The following is a 19,157-nucleotide window of genomic DNA, read 5'->3' on the forward strand; positions in this document are numbered from 1 at the left end:
TTGAATAACATTATTTCGAGTTTGAATTTTGGAAATACATTTTTCTCTTGACAAAAAATAAGCGTTTATCGAGGGTGGCTACGAGGACATTTTTTCGGGTGAAAGTCAAGTGTATGAAGAAAAAAACGATTGTTTTATAGATATAAAAGTAAGCCGTATATTGAAAAAACACATTTTACTAATGAGGAAAATGTGATTCAAAAAAATGACAAAAGACATATTTCGGACAAAATGATGTCAATAATACGTCAAAAATAACCTGAATTTACTATGCAGGTATATTATACAATTCGATTAACGAATAAAACACTACAGAAATAGTGAAAAGGTAAAAATTAGCATTGCAATAGTTTGAAAAACTGAAACTTCATATTTTTCGACAATACATAAAAAATGTTTTTGTCTTTTCGTATTTCTTAATAATTGAGTTTGATAAGATTGCTCAATTAACTTTTATTATAAAAACTATGAAGGAAGTGATTTTAGTATGGAAACGCTCGAATTGGCACGAATACAGTTCGCATCAACAACGATTTTCCATTACTTTTTTGTTCCGCTGTCAATTGGTTTAGCTTTTATTATTGCGATCATGCAAACGTTGTATGTGGTAAAAGGACAAGAGGTATATAAGAAGATGGCAAAGTTTTGGACGCAATTATTCCTTATTAACTTTGCAGTAGGTGTAGTAACAGGTATTTTACAAGAATTTCAGTTCGGTATGAACTGGTCAACGTATTCACGTTTTGTAGGTGATGTATTTGGTCCATCACTTGCAATTGAAGGATTACTGGCATTTTTCATTGAGTCTACATTCCTAGGTTTATGGGTATTCGGTGAGGATAAACTACCGAAGCGAATTCACTTATTGTGTATTTGGCTTCTTTCAATTGGAACGATGTTATCAGCATTCTGGATTTTAACTGCAAGTGCATTTATGCAGTCACCTGTCGGGTATGAAATGGCAGCTGATGGTCGTGCACAAATGAATGATTTCTTAGCCATTATTCAAAACCCACAACTATGGGTACAATTCCCGCATACAATTACAGCGGCAATTGCAACAGGTGCATTCTTTATTGCGGGTGTAAGTGCATGGAAAATTACAAAAGGACAAGAAACTGTAGTATTTAAAAAATCTTTCCGCATTTCTATCATTGTTGGAACAATTACAACGGCGCTTGTATTATTCTTCGGTCATGCACAAGCGCAACAATTAATTAAGACACATCCAATGAAGATGGCGGCAGCTGAAGCGCTATGGAATACAAGTGAGGATCCAGCGCCATTTACAGTATTTTCGAAAATTGATACAGAGAAGAAAGAAAATTCGTTTGAAATTCAAATCCCTTATATGCTAAGTCTATTATCGTATGATAAGTTTAGCGGTCAAGTTGAAGGGATGAATCAAATTCAAAAACAATATGAAGAAAAATATGGACCTGGAGATTATATTCCTCCAGTGCATACAATGTTTTGGAGTTTTAGAGCGATGGTAATGAGTGGAACATTCATGCTTCTTCTAGGAGCTTACGGATGGTTCTTATCAAGAAAAGATCGTTTAGCTGAAAAAACGTGGTATTTAAAATTAATGGTGTATGCAATTTCTCTTCCATTCATCGGTAATACAGTAGGGTGGATTATGACTGAAATGGGTCGTCAACCTTGGGTTGTATTTGGTGTAATGAAAACAGAAGATGCTGTATCACCAAATGTAACATTCGGTGAAGTATTATTCTCACTTATTTCATTCACATCAATGTATTTAATTATGGGTGGAATTTGTGTGTACTTATTTGTTCGTACCATTAAGGGCCACACGAATAAGAAAACGAAAAAGGATTATCAAAGCCATGATCCATTTGATAAGGAGGAAGAGTATGTTATCTCTTAATGAGTTGTGGTTTTTAGTTATTGCAATCTTATTTGTTGGATTCTTCGTACTGGAAGGTTTCGATTTTGGTGTAGGAATGGTTTCGAGGTTTTTAGGAAAGAATGATTTTGAAAAACGAGTTTACTTAAATACAATAGGACCGTTCTGGCACGCGAATGAAGTATGGCTTGTTTGTGCTGGTGGAGCTATGTTTGCGGCATTTCCGCACTGGTATGCAACTTTATTTAGTGGTTTTTATATTCCGTTTGTATTTATGCTTCTTGCTTTAATTTTAAGAGGTGTTTCCTTTAAATTTCGTGCGAAAATAGATAATCATAAATGGAAGAGTGCATGGGATTGGGGGATGTTTATTGGAAGTATGTTACCGCCTATCCTTTGGGGAGTTGCGATTGCAAACTTTATGGTAGGTGTACCTATTGATGAGAGTAAAAATGTTGTAGGTGGATTCCTGCAATTACTTCATCCATTTGCGTTACTTGGAGGAGTAATGTTTCTCCTACTATGTATTGTTCACGGATTACAATTTCTTACGATACGTACAACTGGTAAATTGAGAGAACGTGCACGAATTGCTGCAATAAAAATTGCACCATTTTCATTAATTACACTTCTTGTTTTTGCTGGTGTAGGGTTATGGAAAACCGATATTTTCACTGCTCATGGAACAGAATGGATTATGGTACCAATCGGAGCTTTTGTAGCACTATTAGTGTCCACTTTATTAAATAAAAGAAGAAGAGATGGTTGGGCTTTCTTTATGACGAGTTTAACAATCATTTTACTAAGTGCGAGTGTATTTATCGGTATGTTCCCACGTGTTATGATTAGCTCTTTAGGAGCAATGAATGATTTGACAATTTACAACGCAGCATCAGGAGCTTATGCATTAAAACTTATGACTTACTTTGCGATTGCTATTTTGCCTTTCGTTATCGGAAGTCAAATATGGAGTTATTATGTATTTAGACAACCTGTTAAGTCAGACAACGATTTGGAGTACTAATGAAAAGAAAAAGAGGACTTCCGTCTTATCCCGGTAGCCGTATTTTATATGTAACGTTAACGATTATTAGTATTTTAGAAGCTTTTAGTATTATTGCGCAAACAATCTTTTTAGCACGAGCTATTACGTTTTTATTTCATGGAGAGACAGTACAAACAATATTAAGTGAAATTGTTTATTTTGGTATCGCGTTTGCAGCGCGTAACATAGTAGTTCGAACATCACAAATATTAGTGGAACGTTTTGCCGAAAAAACAGGGTCGTTACTAAGAAAACAATTGATAGAGGCATATTTCACATTAGGTCCAAGGTATGTTCAAACTGTTGGAACGGGTCATCTGGTTACCTTATCAATTGAGGGGATTGAGAAATTTAAAACATATATTGAATTAACGATTCCTAAAATGATTAGAAGTAGTATCGTTCCAGGTCTAATTGTACTATATGTTTTTACGCTAGATATTGAGTCTGGAATCATTTTAGTTGTAACGATTCCTATCGTGATTATATTTATGATTCTTCTCGGATTAGCAGCGCAAAAAATGGCAGATAGTCAGTATGAGATATATCGTGTACTTTCGAACCATTTTGTAGATACGTTAAAAGGTTTAGAAACATTAAAGTATTTAGGGAAAAGTGAACAGCACGAAGGAAAGATTGAAAAAGTAAGTAAAAGATATAGAAAAGCAACGATGCGTACTTTGCGAGTTGCTTTTCTTTCTTCTTTTGCATTAGATTTCTTTACGAGTTTATCAATCGCGTTTGTGGCAGTTGGATTAGGGATACGTTTAATAGATGGAACGATTATACTATTACCAGCCCTTACAATTTTGATTTTAGCTCCGGAATATTTTCTGCCGATTAAACAAGTGGGAGCAAATTATCATGCGACATTAGATGGACAAATTGCGATGGAGCAAATAGAAGAGATTTTGCAACAACAAAAAGGAATACAAAAGAAAGATTTAAATGAAGATATAGTATGGAATGCCTCTAGTAGCTTGAAATTACAAGACATCAAAGTTAATAACACTGAATCTGAAAAGGCTATATTAGAAGGAATTAATTTTACTTGGGAAGGTAACGGTGCTATTGGTGTTATTGGTGAAAGTGGTGCAGGGAAATCGACGTTAATCGACGTATTAGCAGGTTTTTTATCTCCTTCGAGTGGAAAGATGTTAGTAAATGGTCTAGAAGTTGATGGATCTACTCGTGAAGATTGGCAAAAAAATATTGCTTATATTCCGCAGCAACCTTATATTTTTCCGCTTTCATTAAAGGATAACATTCGTTTTTATGAAACAAATGCAACAGATGAAGAAGTTGAAAGAGTTATTAATGAAGTCGGCCTTCGTTCACTCGTTACATCACTTCCAAATGGGATACAAGAAAGAATTGGAGAAGGTGGACGTATGCTAAGTGGCGGACAAGAACAGCGTGTTGCTATGGCGCGTGCACTTTTAAGTAAAAAACCAATCATTTTATTAGATGAGCCTACGGCACATCTTGATATTGAAACCGAATTTGAAATAAAGCAAGCGATGTTACGTCTATTTAATGGAAAGTTAGTATTTTTAGCAACCCACCGTCTACATTGGATGAAACAAATGGACCATATCCTTATTTTAAATAAAGGGGAAATGAAAGAAAGTGGGACGTATGAAGAATTTTTAGAGAATGAGACATTACATTTTCATAAGGAAGAGAGGGGAGAGAAATGAGTAACTGGGTTAAACCTTATATAAAACAAAATAAAGGTAGAATGACTTTAACTATTTTCCTTGGTCTTCTTGGAGTTAGTTCAGGAGCGATGTTACTTTTTATTTCAGGTTATTTAATCTCAAAATCTGCCCTTAGACCAGAAAATGTAATGGCTGTATATGTTCCTATTGTTGCAACAAGAGCGTTTAGTATAGGGCAAGCTGTGTTTCATTATATAGAGCGCTTAGTCGGACATGATGTCGTACTACGTATATTAGAAAAAATGAGAACGAAGCTATATAGAATAGTAGAACCACAGGCGTTATTTTTCCGTTCTCGATTTCAAACGGGTGATATGTTAGGAGTGTTATCCGAAGATATAGAGCATTTGCAAAACCTATATTTACGTACAATATTTCCTAGTATATTAGCGCTAGTTGTTTATAGTATCTTCGTACTTGTTATCGGTGCATTTGATTTTGTTTTTGCACTTATTGTAGGTTGTATGTTAGCTATTATCGTTTTTCTTCTTCCATTTGTATCATTACTTTTGATGAAGAAACATCATGTTACTTTAAAGCAAGGAAGAAACCGTTTGTATCAACAACTGACAGATGCTGTTTTTGGATTATCTGATTGGCAAGCAAGTGGTCGTAAAGATGAATTTATTAATGAGTATGTAAAACAAAATGATCAGTTGTTAAAAATCGAAAAGAGAGTGAAACGTTGGTATCATATTCGGGACAGTATCATTCAATTAGTAGTAGGTATTGTAGTTATTTCAATGATTATATGGACTGGGAATGAAGCGGCAAGTGAACAAATTGCGCCTACAGTTATCGCAGCTTTCGTATTAATGACTTTATCTGTAACGAACGCGCTTATTCCTATTGCAGATGCCATCGATCGAATCCCGTCGTATGTAGAATCTACCCATCGTCTTAATGGCGTAGAAAGTGATAGTGTTTTACATGATGAAATGGATTTGTATGGAGAGAAAGATTATATTGAACCAAAACATGTAGATATTGAACTGAATCACGTATCGTATAGTTATCCAGATAGTAATGAGATTGTATTAAAAGATGTATCATTACAAATAAAAGCAGGGAAGAAAATTGCTATTTTAGGGAGAAGTGGGACAGGGAAATCTACTTTACTAAAATTGTTAACAGGGGCGTTAAGCCCAGTAAATGGCCAAGTTGTATTGAATGGTGAACGAGCTCATACGAATCTTTTATCTAAATATATTTCTGTATTAAATCAAAAGCCGCATTTGTTTGATACGACAATTGGAAATAATGTACGAATTGGCAAACCAGAGGCGACGGATGAAGAGATATGGAAAGCTTTAGAGAAAGCACAATTAGCTTCACATGTTACTTCTCTTCCAGACGGATTACAAACAAAAATGCATGAAATGGGAAAGCGGTTTTCTGGTGGGGAAAGACAAAGGGTTGCTTTTGCTAGAACTCTTATGCAAGAAACACCCATCATTGTACTTGATGAACCGACTATCGGTTTAGATCCGAAAACAGAATTGTCTTTAATTGAAACAATGTTTTCTGCAACGGAAGAAAAGACCGTTATTTGGATTACGCACCATCTTGTAGGAATAGAACATGTAGACGAAGTTATATTCCTTGATCGTGGCCAAATTGTCATGCAAGGTAGTCATAAACAACTTCTGAAAGAAAATGAAAAGTATCGTAAACTTTATGAGTTAGATAAAGGAATATAATTTAAATAAGCAATAATTGTAAAAATAGCTACGCCTAAGGGTGAAGCTATTTTTTTGTTAGATTGCAGGTGTATATGATTGTTACGAATTAAAAATGAATTTCATATTATACATATAATGGAGGGATGTACATGAAGGAGCAATATAAAATCATTGTTTTAAGTGATGAATTATCAGGGGATAGGATTGGAAATACATTAGACAAAAATAAATGTAAAACAATAGTTCATGTTGTAGACGTTTCAGATGTTGTTCGAATAGAAAATTCTTTTCAATATATAGTCATTTGGAGAGTGGACGCAGAAAAACTTACAAATGACTTGATAAATAGGGGCGTGCAAAGTTCAAAAATTATTAATTTAACAAAATACATGTATGAATGGAAGGATAAATTAATTTCTATCTATCAAATAAATCCAGATCTTATGTCTTTATACATTTCTATGAAAAAAGCAAAGAGTGATCCGACGTATGAATTGTTTACTACCGGTTTGTCTTATCCACATTGTGGCATAAGTACGGAACTCCTCTCAAAAAAGTCAATAAAAGTAACACTTCCATCGCAAGATCTATACTATGATTATTTAATAGCATCACAACTTCTATCAAACATTCATTCATTTCAATATTGTTTAATAGGAATAGCCTATTTCTCGTTTTTCTTTGATATGTCGTTATCATCTGAATCGTATAGAATTCACAAAGTATATTATCCATTGTTTCAAGATGGCCATCATATTGTAGTTCATTCTCCTCTACCCACTGATGGATTCTCATATCTAAATACTCCGAAACCACTTCTTTCTATTTTTAATTTGCATTTTGAATATATTTTATTAGATGAACTAAAAGATGAATCATTGATACTGCCTTGGATAAATGCTGAATGGAATACTACTCCTCTTCACATTCCTTTTGAAGAACACGGGAAAATAAGAGCAGCTTCACATGCTAAATTGGCGTATCCTCATACTTTAGTTGAAAATAAAATGATTTTTAAGAAATATTTAGAATTACTGTTAAAAAACGATATAAAGCCATTAATTGTTGTATTCCCTGTTACTTCACATTATTTCAATTGTAGTAGTAAGAAATTAAAAGAAGATTTTTATAAAGTTATAAATGAGTTTCAAACTCAATATTCTTTTCAAATCATAGATCTATTTGATTCGCCATTATTTTGTGATGATGATTTTTTTGATAGTGATCATATGAATAAAAAAGGTGCAAATAAAATGTCCGCGTTATTAAATATGTTTATTCAGGAACGAAAAGTATGATATTTTGTTTCATGTTTGCATAAAAGTATATAGGCTCCATACAGTTAAAGTAATGTGATTTTTGTGTCGCGTATATAAATAATATGCGAAGAGGTGAGAGAGTTAAAATGAGAACTCGTATTGAAAGAACTGAAGAGGTAGTAGAGCAACTTCCATTGGTAAGTGTATTAATTCCTACGTATAATCGTCCTCGCTACTTTGAAAAGGCGTTATGTAGTGTGTTAGAACAAACATACCCTAATATAGAAATTATAGTTGGAGATGACAGCACGAATGACGAAACAGAAAAGATGTTACAAAAATATTTATGTGATCATTCAAATATTATTTATATAAAAAACAGATCAACTCTCGGACAGTTTGAAAATGCGTTAATGTTATTTCATGAAGCGAATGGTGAGTATATAAATTTTTTAATGGATGATGATATATTTCATGTGAATAAAATTGAAAAGATGATGAAGTACTTTTTCAATGATCTAGATAATGAAATTAAGCTAGTAACATCTCATCGTCAAGTAATTGATGATAAAGGGAAAGAACTGCGACATATTTATTCAACTGTCCGTTTATTTGAAGAGGATACGATTATAGAGGGGACAGAATTAGGAAATAAGGTAATTGTGGAGCAAAAAAATTATATTGGAGAACCGACAACAGTTTTATTTCGTAAAAATGATTTGCAAGAACCGTATGGGATTTTTGATAAGAGGCGGTATTTATGTAACGTAGATATAGCTTCATGGTTATCTTTATTAAGTAAAGGAAAGGCAGTTTATATAGCAGAGACACTTAGTTACTTTCGATTACATCCAGATCAACAGTTAAATGAATCTAATAAAATGATGGATGGGTTAGAAGATTTTTCACACAGTATTATAGCAGGAGAACAATATGGTTTCTTATCCACCGAAAAAGAGTTAGACAAAGCGATAACTAATTTTCTAGATTATGCAAGAAGGATAGTTCCATCATCCATATTATATACATTAGACTATTACCAAAAAATTAGAGAGAAGAAAATAAACATAGAAAAGAAAAAACAACATATAAATAATAATTCTTCTTTACCGAAAGTAAGTATACTTATTCCTGCGTACAATAGACCTTATTACTTGGAATTAGCACTCAACAGTGCTCTGAATCAAACATATGAAAATATAGAAATTATTATTTCTGACGACAGTACAAATAATGAAGTCAATGCTATGATTCAACCGTACTTACGTGAATATGAGTGTATTACATATGTTAAAAATGAAACACCGTTAGTTGCCGAAAACTTTAATAAGTGTGTAGAACTTGCGGATGGGGACTATATAAACTTTTTATTAGATGATGATTTATTTCATCATGAAAAGATCGAGAGAATGATGCAATACTTTTTGACGTTAGAAAATATTTCATTTGTGACGTCATATCGTGAACTGATTGATGAGAATGGAGAGATATTACCACCTTCAACATTGAATATGAAAATCGCGAAAGAAACTACACTTTTTGAAGGAAAAGAATTAGGGAATTATATGTTAAAAAACTTAAAAAATGTAGTTGGTGAGCCGACAACTGTTTTATTTAATCGTGATTTGTTTGACGGGAAGTTTGGGTATTTTAAAGGAAAGGCTTATTCTGCTATTAATGACATTGCAACTTGGCTAGATATGATGAGGAAAGGAAAAGTAGTTTATATACAAGAACCTCTTAGTTATTTTAGACAACATAGTGGCCAAAATCAAAAACAAATGCATTTTATTTTAATGACAATTGAAGAGTGGATTGAATTAATTATAGATGCATATAATAGTGGATTTTTAAGCTCCGAAAGTGAGTATAAAGAGAGTTTATCTTATTGTTTAGAAAATGCGGGATTTATAGTTAAGGATGCAGTAAGAAATGGCGAACTAGATCAAATTTATAATGAAAAGATAAAAAAAGGGTTAAACAAGTTAGTTGCTCATATGTTCGAGAAAGAATCTTGTTATTGTCAATATTGCAATAAACAATTTGAAAAATTTTCACCTTGGCCAGCACATTATGATTTTCCGAAATATAAATTTGAGATGTGGAATAAAGATACAGGGATATGTCCAGTTTGTAATTCGATGGATCGTGAAAGATTGTATCGTGCGTACATTGAAACGGAAACGGACTTGTTAAATAGAAACTATACAATGCTTCATATTGCACCTGAAGCGAAGTTAAGAGATTGGTTTAACGAGTATAAAAATATTACGTATGTATGTGGTGACTTAGAACCAAAGGATCCATTAATGAAGGAAATTGATGTTACAAAGATTACATATGATAGTAATACTTTTGATGTAATATTATGTAGTCATGTGTTAGAACACGTTCCTGATGATGACAAAGCAATGCGAGAGTTATATAGAGTGTTAAAGCCAAATGGATGGGGAATTATTCAAGTACCAATCGTAATGAATGTAGATTTTATTGTAGAGAATGAATTAATTGTAACACCACAATTGAGGAAACTAGCTTTTGGTCAAGAAGATCATGTGAGAATTTATAATCAATCGGGATTTATTCAACGATTAATGAATGCAGGATTTAAGGTAGAATTATATAACATAGCAGAAAAACAAGGAATGAAAAGTGCTAGGAAATTTGGATTATCTGAAACAGATATGCTCTATATTGTCCGAAAATGATAGGAAGGAATAGATAGATATGGAGAATATTCCTTTTTTACGTGCTTCAACTGTACCTGTAAGTGAGTATTTGGACGAATTGAAGGAAATTGATACATCTCACATATATACGAATTATGGACCTATAAATCAACGTTTTGAGGAAACAATTATGTCGTCATTTTTTCAAAACAGGGGAGCTGTTACAACAGTAGCAAACGCAACGTTAGGGTTAATGGCGGCTATTCAACTAAAGAAAAGAAGAAAGGGAAAGTATGCTCTCATGCCTAGCTTTACATTCCCTGCGACTGCCTTAGCCGCTATTTGGTGTGGATTGGAACCTTACTTTATTGATATTTCAATAGATGATTGGTATATGGATAAAACCGTACTTTTGGATAAGATAGAAGAATTAAAAGAAGAGGTTGCGATTGTTGTCCCGTACGCCACTTTTGGATCATGGATGAACTTAGAAGAATATGAAGAATTAGAGAAGAAGGGGATTCCGGTTGTCGTAGATGCGGCGCCGGGATTTGGATTAATGAATGGAGGGATGCATTACGGTCAAGATTTTAGTGGAATGATCGTATATAGCTTTCATGCAACAAAGCCATTCGGAATTGGTGAAGGAGGGCTCATATATAGTAAAAACGAAGAAGATATACAACGTATTAAAAGAATGGGGAATTTCGGATTTGATAAAAATCGTGAATGTACGATGATGGGGTTTAATTGTAAAATGTCTGAATACGCAGCAGCTATTGGGATTGCGACTATAAAAAAGTGGGATCAAAAATTAAAAGAACGTACCCGTATTTCTGAATGGTATAAACAGTTGTTACAAAATACTGGGTTAATGAAAAAAGGGTGGAAAGTCCAAAAGACAGAAGCAGTTATTCACCAATTTATGCCTATCATTTGTCCAGAAGAAGTTCGCAACATACAAGTAATTGAAGAACTGAAAAAACAGAAAATAGAAGCTAGATTATACTTTTCACCATCTTGCCACCAACAAGTTCTTTTTAAAAACTATAAGTCGACAGATTTAACAAAAACGAATAAAATAGCAAAACGAATCGTAAGTTTACCTTTATGGGAAGGAATGACGAAAGAACTAGTAGAGCAAATTGTAATCTGTTTAGAGCAGAAGGTGGTGTCGGTAGATGAATAGTTTTTATAGTCAAGAAGAACTAAAGGAAATTGGATTTTTATCTGTTGGGAAAAATGTATTGGTTAGTAAAAAAGCAAGTATATATAATCCGAGTGCTATATCAGTTGGCAATCATGTAAGAATTGATGATTTTTGCATTTTAAGTGGTAAAATCACAATTGGAAGTTATTCGCACATATCAGCGTATACAGCGTTATATGGAGGGGAAGTTGGGATTGAAATGCATGATTTTGCAAACATCTCAGCTAAAACAATCGTATATGCAGTACTTGATGATTTCAGTGGAAATACATTAATGGGGCCAACCGTCCCGAATCAATATAGGAATGTGAAAGCAGAAAAAGTTATTTTTAAAAAACATGTGATTATTGGTGCTAATTCTATTATTTTTCCAAATGTAACGGTAGGAGAAGGTACGGCAGTCGGTGCGATGAGTATGGTAAAAGAGAGTTTAGATGATTGGTATATTTACGCTGGAGTTCCCGTAAGGAAAGTAAAACCTCGTCAAAAAAAGATGCTAGAGTTAGAAATTGATTTTTTAAAAAGCATTCATTCTTAACAAAAAAGAATGAATGCTTTTTATTTTTATCCCGCTATTTGCCGATAAAGAGTCGACTTGTGAGGGCTAATTAAAGTTTCACTTTATGATAGAGCAGAGTGTATCTTAACTTATTATGTTTTAAATTTTGCTGACCAAGGCAATACTGAGCCATAGTGAATGTAAAGTTGGAGGGCGAGCGTATATGTTTGATGAGGATGGGATTGTTTTAATTATGGAACCAGCTGATGAAAGAAACTTGAGGAGATTTATTTTTTCAGTGCCAAAGTCAGTATATGAAAAGAAGGGGCTTACATTACACTATGGAACAGCTATAGGACAAGGGTATATGGATATAATTGAAGATATTATAAGCGTACATATAGAAATAGATGTTGTAACGATAATAGGGCATGTAAGAGGGGAAATAGCTATTTGAAAAAGGTTATAAACAATTTAGCTAGAAGTTATGTATTGAGAAAATTACAGACAATTATAAGGACGAAGGGGGTCTAAAATGAAAATAAAATCAATTGTATTAGTATTCATAGTTTCAATTGGTTTAATGGGATGTTCAATAGTGGAAGAAGGAAAGAACTCCATAGATTATGCTCAAAAGGCGACAGACTATGTAAATGAAATAAGTGCATTTGCAAATGATGCACCAGCATTAGCAGAAAAGGCCGTTAATGATAGCGAGGCTCGAAAAGAATTAGAAACGAAGCTTAGTGAAATTAAACAAGATATACCCGCATTCAATGAATTAACGCCACCTGATGTAGCAAAGGATCTTCATCAACAAATCGTCGGATATAACGAAAAGTTAAATACGTTAATTGATACGGCGAAGACAAAGATAGAAGAAGGCAAATTGGATGTAGAGCAATTTAAAAACTCTGAGCTTATGCAGACGGTAGATCAAGTTCGAAATTTGAAAGATAAAGTGCAAAATTTAGGTCAATAGTAAAAAGCTCCGTTTGTGATAAACGGAGCTTTTTGTATAAGTGATTACTTAATAAAATACACCACAACACCCATTAAAATGATAGTATTCCCAATTACTTTTCTTTTCGTTACTTTTTCACCTAAAAAATACCAACCGAAAATTAATATGATGATATAACTTAATGATTCTAATGCAGAGACTTGATTTATTGTCAGTCCCTTTAAGGCGATAATATTGAATCCTGCGTTAAGTACAAATAAAGAGTAACCGATGATTACATATGGATTTACATATTCTTTTAATTTAGAATCATATTGCTGTAAAGTAGCCTTTTTTAATAAAATTTGTGAGTAATTGGCCAATACGATTCCAAAGATCAATAACAACATATAACTATTCATCTTTTGTCACCACCACAATTCCGACGATAATAATAGCCGCACCAAGTAAATGATTCCACTGTATCGTATCTCCAAATAGAACTACTGACCAAAGCATTGACCACAGTATAATAATTCCGCGATGTGAATATGCTTTCGATATTTCGAAATGCTTAATTACTTGTTGCCATAAAATTGCATATCCGAATAAAAGTACAACTAGTCCGAAATAAGCAATAAAAAATGAGATGGAAGCAATGGGAAACTTAGCTGCCCATTTCATGTAAACCACAATGATAGAATATATCAAAAAAGCTACATGTAAAAATACGTAATTTTTAATAGTTGGTTTCATTTATTCACTCTCTTTTGCATATAAATATATATTTATACCTAATTTTTCTAATGATATATTGGAACGTATTTTGTTTAATCTTTCACATTCCAAATTATATAGTATCATGGCTTTTATTGTAAAACAATAGAAGCTATGCATTCATTTTTTCCAAGGTTCTACAACATGTATCGTTTTATTTGTTGCATCCAACTTTACTTGAATACCGATAGGCATGGTAATCATGGGATGTGTATGACAACAATCGAAGTCAGCTAGAAAAGGAATTCTTTGATTTTGAAGTACTTCTAATAGTATTTCAAAAGGTTTTCGATTTGTACCACAATCATCAAATTGCTCATGTTTTCCAAGAATGATACCTGAAATTTTATCGAATACACCGTTAATTTTAAGTAATGAAAAGCTTCTTTCAATAGTAGCTGCATCTTTTGAACTGTCCTCAATGAAGAGAATGTCGCCTTCTTGAATATGTGGCATATAGGGGCTACCCAAAATTCCTTGTATCGTGTTTAAATTCCCGCCAATAATACGCCCAGTAGCTTTTCCATCAATTACTGAAATCCAATCGTTTGGTCGAAGTTCTTTCTCCTTCGTCTTTTCTTCCCAATTAATAAATTCATCTGACCAAAATAATGGTTGTTTTATATGATAAGGAAGAGAATGATCATGTAGTAAAGTTTCAGCAAAATATTTGTATGTGCAATCAACAAAAGGTTCAAATTCGCCAAAGGAAGGGACGAGAGCTGGTCCATAAAATGTAGGGATTCCTGTTTTGGCGTAAATTGCTAGTAATAAAGCAGTTGCATCTGAATACCCAATCATTATTTTAGGGTTCTTTAGAAAAGCATCATAATCAATATAAGGTAATATTGAATTTGAATTCATCCCACCAATTGTTGACATAATACAAGAAATATTAGGATTTCTTATTAAGACATTTAGCTCCTCAGCACGCTCTTGTATACTACCAGAACGATAAAAATCATATCGACCTGTTAATGAACCTTCTAATATATGAAACCCTTTCTGTTGTAAGTAAGATTTTGCTCGCTCAAATCTTTTTGGAGAAGTGTAGGTTACTGGTGAAGAAGGGGAGTAGATCCCAATTGTGTCTCCGTATTTTAATGATTTTGGAAGTAGCATTTGTATGAATCCCTTCTATTAAATAGTTTATCTCGCTATTTGACGGGTAGCCCGATTGGGGGGCTGATTAAAGTTTCGCTTTATTTACGAGATTTTATTATTGAATATTCTTACGTTTCAATATTGTAAGTTTAACATAAATAAATTAAAATAATCATTGCTGTACTATGAATAAATATACCTTTTACCTTGACTGTATAAAGGAATTGTTGTTAAGGTTAAATGTGAGTGTATAAAAGGTTTGCTAAAGGAGTTTTGAAATGAATCGGTTAAAATGGGGAAGGATGACAGTCCTATTAGTTATTATTTTAGGGATATGTTGGTTCTTATTCCAAGGAAATCAAAAGAGCATAGCGAATGTAGAGGGACAACCTTTGCAAGTGGCAGAACTACCTAAAGCAGGATTTACTGAAAAAGTAGTCCCGCCAAAGTACATCCCACCAGAAATTAACGCAAAAGCAGCTATGATTATCGATGCGAGTGATGGAGATATTATTTATCAATATAATGAAAATGAAGCTTTTGCACCGGCTAGTATGTCTAAGATGATGACAGCGTATCTCTTACTAGAGAGTATACATAACGGGAAAGTTCGCTGGGAAGATCCAGTAAAAATGAGTGCGAAGGCGGCACAAACAGAGGGAGCGAGAATCCCAGTACAAGTTAATGATACATTAACTGTTAAAGATTTATATCATGCATTAATGATTGAGTCAGCTAATAATTCAGCTGTGGCTTTAGCAGAACATATGGCAAAATCGGAGAAAGATTTCGTTCAGCTTATGGATGCAAAAGCGAAACAGTTAAAAATGTCGGAACATGCTAAATTTGCAAATGCTTCTGGATTACAAGAGCCAGATGGAAGTGAAACAAAAATGACGGCTGGTGATGTAGCACAATTGGCGTATCATCTTATAAAAGATTATCCGGAAATATTAGAAGTGACTCACTTACGCCAAAGTCAGCTAGCATTTAATAATATTAATGTTATAAGCACAAACGACATGTTAAACAAAAATAATAAAAGTTTATATATAGAAGGAATGGACGGACTAAAGACTGGATTTACAGATAGTGCAGGATACTGTTTTACTGGGACTGCAAAGCAAGGTGATAATCGAATTATTACAGTGGTCATGGGGACATCAAGTAAAACAAAACGTTTTACAGAGACAAATAAGTTAATGTCGTATGCATTTGGATTAGTTAATTAAGTAAGTAAAATACGAATCTAGATCGCTACATAAGTAAGACTGTTTGTTGTTACTAATTTTAGATAACAACAAACAGTCTTTTTATTTTTATTTTAAAAAGGAAAAAGCTTCTAAATATAAGTGTTATTATTTGAGTTTGTTTGTTGCTGTGATATTATAAAGTTATAAGCTTATTAATAATAAGTTTGAGGGGCGTAATATGATATATACATATGAAATAGCCTCAATTGAAAATTGGAGGGAATTATGATGGCAAAAGATTTTTACTCAGCAATTGAAGACAGAAGATCTATTTATGCAATTAGTAAAGAGCAAGTAGTTTCTGATGAGAAAATTCAAGAAGTGATTTATCATGCTGTAAAACATACACCTTCAGCTTTTAATTCTCAAAGTGCTCGCGTTGTTGTTTTATTAGGAGAACAACATGATAAATTATGGGATATTACGAAAGAAACGTTACGAAAAATTGTACCTGAAAATAACTTTGCACCTACTGAAGAAAAAATGAATGCATTTAAAAGTGGTTATGGAACGGTTTTATATTTTGAAGACAGTGAAGTAGTGGAAAGCCTTCAAGCTAACTTTGCATTATATAAAGATAATTTCCCAACTTGGTCTCAGCAATCATCAGGAATGTTACAATTTGCAATTTGGACAGCTTTAGAAATTGAAGGGTTTGGTGCTACGTTACAGCATTACAATCCGCTAATTGATGAAGAAGTGAGAAAAGAGTGGGATGTTCCAGAGAATTGGAAACTTATTGCGCAAATGCCATTTGGTAAACCGGTAGTACATGCTGGTGAAAAAGAATTCCAACCGCTAGAGGACCGTGTGAAAATTTATAAATAATTTAAAAAGGTGAACAGGAATATAACCTGTTCACCTTTTTTTATACGTAATAAGGGTTTTTTTGTCCTGCATTTTTCATCTGATTTTTTAATTCGTTTTTACGTGTTTCAATAGCTGATACTTTTTGTAATGTTATCATTGAAACGAATTGAATAAAAGCATAGTATAGCTCTATGTTTTTTTGTATTGGATCATCTATTATATTTCTCACAAATATGCCTCCTCTTTTTATTCCCATAAAACTCCGCATTAATGGGCAGCCCGAGTGGTGAGGGTTAATAATTAGCGGAGGATGTATAAAACCCTTCCTGATTAAAGTTTCATTTTATAAGGGAATGAAACTTTAATCAATTCGCTAAAATTCTTGTTTATTAAGATATGTATATAACACTATAAATATCTTATAAATTCCATTATAGGAAAAATAAAACAGTTGATATAGTGTGTGTTTTCTTTAAAGGAGAAATGGCTTTTGTGAAATAAATCTTACAATTCGTCAAATTATTTCAAAATTGTAGATAGTATAGAAATTTAGTTTTCTAAAAATATTATACTATTGATAAATAGAGTGATTTTTGTCATGATGAAAGTATACGTCATGTAAGGAGCTTTATAAGGAAATACATACTTGAGTTTGTATTAGGTTAATAGAGTTTTTTATAATAGATAGAAAAGGGATATTTTATATTAAAATATTAAATAGAATGTCGAATTTTCATGCGATATATAAGAAATTTGAAAAAACCATTGCAAAAACACTGTGTTTAATGATAAAGTTCACATGAAGTTCACACGGATTTCACTTTGTTCATTTAAAATGAACTCTGTGTGAAAAATAAAACTCTTGCTAAAAAATGGAACTGGATGAATATTTTACTTTGATAATATTGTAAAGTATTAAAGTTTTAGTTTTTTTTTAAGAGGATAGTAGGGAAAGGAAGTAAAGACAACTTATGAAAAAAGTAATTGCAGGTTTAGCAGCAGCTTCTGTAGCTGGCGTTGCAGTTCCAGGAATGGATTCTGCTCATGCACAAGTTTCAAATGAAGCGCTAAAAGAAATTAATGGACAAACTCAAACTCAAACGACTGTAACTGAAACAAAAACTGTAGAAACAACTTCTGAATTAAAATACACAGTAACTGCTGATGTATTAAATGTTCGTTCAGGTGCTGGTACAGGACATAACGTTATTTCTAAAGTAAAATCAGGCCAAGTGCTACAAGTAGTTGGACAAGAAAATGGTTGGTTCAAAGTAAACGTAAATGGTCAAACAGGTTATGTAAGTGGTGACTTCGTAACGACTGGTGGCAAAACAGGAACGACTGTTCAACAAGGAACAGGTACTTACACAGTAAACGTTTCTTCACTTAACGTACGTACAGGCCCAAGTACATCTCATACAGTATTAGGTTCTGTAAACAAAGGTAAAACAGTACAAGTTGTAGGTGAAGTACAAGATTGGTTTAAAATCAACTTCAATGGTGGAACTGGATACGTAAGCAAAGACTTCGTAACAAAAGGTGGTTCTGCTGTATCTAACGAAACACAACAACCAACTACAAACAACAATACTACAACAGTTCAAACTGGTGGTTCTTATGTTGTTAACACTGGTGCTTTAAAAGTACGTACAGGCCCAGCTACATACAACGCTGTAATCGGTGGAGTAACAAATGGTAAAGTATTAAACGTTACTGGTGCTGAAAATGGTTGGTACAAAATTAACCATAACGGCCGCACAGGTTACGTAAGTGCAGACTTCGTTAAGTTTGTAAAAGGCGGAGTAAACAACGTTACAAATAACAATAATGTTACAAATAACGTTCAACAACCAGGTAAAGACGTACAAAAACCAACAACAGGTGGAGATACATCTTCAATCGCTGGATTCGCTAGATCTTTAAATGGTTCACCATACAGAACTGCTGGTACAACACCTGCTGGTTTTGACTGCAGTGGATTCATTCACTACGTATTAAATCAAACTGGTCATAAAGGCGCTCGTCAAACAGTTGCTGGATACTGGAGCTCTAAAACAAAAACTAGCAATCCACAACCAGGTGATTTAGTATACTTCCAAAATACTTATAAATCAGGTCCTTCTCACATGGGTGTTTACTTAGGAAACGGTCAGTTCATTAGTGCAGAAACAGATGCAACTGGTGTACGTATTAGTTCTGTAAGTAACTCTTACTGGAGCAAGCACCTATTAGGTTACACAAAAGCATACTAAGAAAAAGTAGTTTTATATACTTTTCGTATAGAGAAAAGGCTTTCCAAGGAAACTTGGGAAGCC

General features: G+C 33.3%; 17 protein-coding genes. 13 read left to right on the top strand and 4 right to left on the bottom strand.

Annotated features, from left to right (window positions below):
• Positions 1-487: 487 nt before the first annotated feature.
• The 10 genes from cydA to ACTJJY_RS25320 all read left to right on the top strand — a co-directional run bounded on the left by cydA (position 488) and on the right by ACTJJY_RS25320 (position 12,937).
• Entirely contained in the window at positions 488-1,891 is a 1,404-nt protein-coding gene (cydA, locus tag ACTJJY_RS25275) for a cytochrome ubiquinol oxidase subunit I (RefSeq protein WP_440606877.1), read from the top strand.
• Complete coding sequence (cydB, locus tag ACTJJY_RS25280) at positions 1,878-2,894, top strand: cytochrome d ubiquinol oxidase subunit II (protein WP_000950083.1); 1,017 nt, start codon at positions 1,878-1,880, stop codon at positions 2,892-2,894. The genes cydA and cydB overlap by 14 nt, the downstream gene beginning before the upstream one ends.
• On the top strand, positions 2,894-4,615 hold the full coding sequence (gene cydD / locus ACTJJY_RS25285) for a thiol reductant ABC exporter subunit CydD (protein ID WP_440606878.1): 1,722 nt from the start codon (positions 2,894-2,896) through the stop codon (positions 4,613-4,615). Before cydB ends, cydD begins: the two co-directional genes overlap by 1 nt.
• On the top strand, positions 4,612-6,336 hold the full coding sequence (gene cydC, locus ACTJJY_RS25290; protein WP_440606879.1) for a thiol reductant ABC exporter subunit CydC: 1,725 nt from the start codon (positions 4,612-4,614) through the stop codon (positions 6,334-6,336). Before cydD ends, cydC begins: the two co-directional genes overlap by 4 nt.
• Before the next feature lie 131 nt (positions 6,337-6,467).
• Positions 6,468-7,616 carry a hypothetical protein gene (locus ACTJJY_RS25295; protein ID WP_440606880.1) on the top strand — a complete coding sequence of 383 codons (1,149 nt, stop codon included), beginning with the start codon at positions 6,468-6,470 and terminating at the stop codon, positions 7,614-7,616.
• 107 nt (positions 7,617-7,723) lie between these two features.
• Positions 7,724-10,285, top strand: coding sequence for a glycosyltransferase (locus ACTJJY_RS25300; protein ID WP_440606881.1), 2,562 nt, complete (start codon positions 7,724-7,726; stop codon positions 10,283-10,285).
• Between the two features lie 19 nt (positions 10,286-10,304).
• On the top strand, positions 10,305-11,435 hold the full coding sequence (locus ACTJJY_RS25305; RefSeq protein ID WP_000427968.1) for a DegT/DnrJ/EryC1/StrS aminotransferase family protein: 1,131 nt from the start codon (positions 10,305-10,307) through the stop codon (positions 11,433-11,435).
• The gene (locus ACTJJY_RS25310; protein WP_001084164.1) at positions 11,428-11,994 is read left to right on the top strand and encodes an acyltransferase; all 567 of its coding nucleotides are present in this window, start codon (positions 11,428-11,430) and stop codon (positions 11,992-11,994) included. Before ACTJJY_RS25305 ends, ACTJJY_RS25310 begins: the two co-directional genes overlap by 8 nt.
• Positions 11,995-12,178: 184 nt before the next feature.
• The gene (locus ACTJJY_RS25315) at positions 12,179-12,412 is read left to right on the top strand and encodes a hypothetical protein (protein ID WP_440606882.1); all 234 of its coding nucleotides are present in this window, start codon (positions 12,179-12,181) and stop codon (positions 12,410-12,412) included.
• Between the two features lie 78 nt (positions 12,413-12,490).
• Entirely contained in the window at positions 12,491-12,937 is a 447-nt protein-coding gene (locus ACTJJY_RS25320; RefSeq protein ID WP_440606883.1) for a DUF6376 family protein, read from the top strand.
• Positions 12,938-12,981: 44 nt separating this feature from the next.
• Here the strand turns inward: ACTJJY_RS25320 and ACTJJY_RS25325 are convergent, their stop codons facing one another.
• The 3 genes from ACTJJY_RS25325 to ACTJJY_RS25335 all read right to left on the bottom strand — a co-directional run bounded on the left by ACTJJY_RS25325 (position 12,982) and on the right by ACTJJY_RS25335 (position 14,797).
• Positions 12,982-13,320: an EamA family transporter gene (locus ACTJJY_RS25325; protein WP_001089876.1), complete on the bottom strand. Its 339-nt coding sequence runs from the start codon at positions 13,318-13,320 to the stop codon at positions 12,982-12,984.
• A complete protein-coding gene (locus ACTJJY_RS25330) occupies positions 13,313-13,654 on the bottom strand; it encodes an EamA family transporter (RefSeq protein WP_000805132.1) in 342 nt (113 codons plus the stop codon). The genes ACTJJY_RS25325 and ACTJJY_RS25330 overlap by 8 nt, the downstream gene beginning before the upstream one ends.
• Positions 13,655-13,795: 141 nt before the next feature.
• Positions 13,796-14,797: a S66 family peptidase gene (locus ACTJJY_RS25335; RefSeq protein ID WP_087968021.1), complete on the bottom strand. Its 1,002-nt coding sequence runs from the start codon at positions 14,795-14,797 to the stop codon at positions 13,796-13,798.
• A 260-nt stretch (positions 14,798-15,057) separates the two neighbouring features.
• Between ACTJJY_RS25335 and ACTJJY_RS25340 the strand changes: the two genes are divergently transcribed.
• Both ACTJJY_RS25340 and ACTJJY_RS25345 read left to right on the top strand, forming a co-directional pair.
• Complete coding sequence (locus ACTJJY_RS25340; RefSeq protein WP_001080871.1) at positions 15,058-16,011, top strand: D-alanyl-D-alanine carboxypeptidase family protein; 954 nt, start codon at positions 15,058-15,060, stop codon at positions 16,009-16,011.
• 246 nt (positions 16,012-16,257) lie between these two features.
• Complete coding sequence (locus ACTJJY_RS25345) at positions 16,258-16,860, top strand: nitroreductase family protein (RefSeq protein ID WP_001987122.1); 603 nt, start codon at positions 16,258-16,260, stop codon at positions 16,858-16,860.
• Between the two features lie 40 nt (positions 16,861-16,900).
• Here ACTJJY_RS25345 and ACTJJY_RS25350 read toward each other — a convergent pair whose 3' ends face one another.
• On the bottom strand, positions 16,901-17,071 hold the full coding sequence (locus ACTJJY_RS25350; RefSeq protein WP_001244279.1) for a hypothetical protein: 171 nt from the start codon (positions 17,069-17,071) through the stop codon (positions 16,901-16,903).
• A 742-nt stretch (positions 17,072-17,813) separates the two neighbouring features.
• Here ACTJJY_RS25350 and entFM point away from each other — a divergent pair.
• On the top strand, positions 17,814-19,094 hold the full coding sequence (gene entFM, locus ACTJJY_RS25355; RefSeq protein WP_000755525.1) for an enterotoxin EntFM: 1,281 nt from the start codon (positions 17,814-17,816) through the stop codon (positions 19,092-19,094).
• Positions 19,095-19,157: the final 63 nt, after the last annotated feature.

Source organism: Bacillus sp. 22475 (genome assembly GCF_052044835.1).
Classification (GTDB): Bacteria; Bacillota; Bacilli; order Bacillales; family Bacillaceae_G; genus Bacillus_A; species Bacillus_A cereus.

Coding starts and splice junctions, on each gene's coding strand:
- cydA (WP_440606877.1), top strand. CDS start 488: ATGGAAACGCTCGAATTGGCACGAATACAGTTCGCATCAACAACGATT.
- cydB (WP_000950083.1), top strand. CDS start 1,878: ATGTTATCTCTTAATGAGTTGTGGTTTTTAGTTATTGCAATCTTATTT.
- cydD (WP_440606878.1), top strand. CDS start 2,894: ATGAAAAGAAAAAGAGGACTTCCGTCTTATCCCGGTAGCCGTATTTTA.
- cydC (WP_440606879.1), top strand. CDS start 4,612: ATGAGTAACTGGGTTAAACCTTATATAAAACAAAATAAAGGTAGAATG.
- ACTJJY_RS25295 (WP_440606880.1), top strand. CDS start 6,468: ATGAAGGAGCAATATAAAATCATTGTTTTAAGTGATGAATTATCAGGG.
- ACTJJY_RS25300 (WP_440606881.1), top strand. CDS start 7,724: ATGAGAACTCGTATTGAAAGAACTGAAGAGGTAGTAGAGCAACTTCCA.
- ACTJJY_RS25305 (WP_000427968.1), top strand. CDS start 10,305: ATGGAGAATATTCCTTTTTTACGTGCTTCAACTGTACCTGTAAGTGAG.
- ACTJJY_RS25310 (WP_001084164.1), top strand. CDS start 11,428: ATGAATAGTTTTTATAGTCAAGAAGAACTAAAGGAAATTGGATTTTTA.
- ACTJJY_RS25315 (WP_440606882.1), top strand. CDS start 12,179: ATGTTTGATGAGGATGGGATTGTTTTAATTATGGAACCAGCTGATGAA.
- ACTJJY_RS25320 (WP_440606883.1), top strand. CDS start 12,491: ATGAAAATAAAATCAATTGTATTAGTATTCATAGTTTCAATTGGTTTA.
- ACTJJY_RS25325 (WP_001089876.1), bottom strand. CDS start 13,320: ATGAATAGTTATATGTTGTTATTGATCTTTGGAATCGTATTGGCCAAT.
- ACTJJY_RS25330 (WP_000805132.1), bottom strand. CDS start 13,654: ATGAAACCAACTATTAAAAATTACGTATTTTTACATGTAGCTTTTTTG.
- ACTJJY_RS25335 (WP_087968021.1), bottom strand. CDS start 14,797: ATGCTACTTCCAAAATCATTAAAATACGGAGACACAATTGGGATCTAC.
- ACTJJY_RS25340 (WP_001080871.1), top strand. CDS start 15,058: ATGAATCGGTTAAAATGGGGAAGGATGACAGTCCTATTAGTTATTATT.
- ACTJJY_RS25345 (WP_001987122.1), top strand. CDS start 16,258: ATGATGGCAAAAGATTTTTACTCAGCAATTGAAGACAGAAGATCTATT.
- entFM (WP_000755525.1), top strand. CDS start 17,814: ATGAAAAAAGTAATTGCAGGTTTAGCAGCAGCTTCTGTAGCTGGCGTT.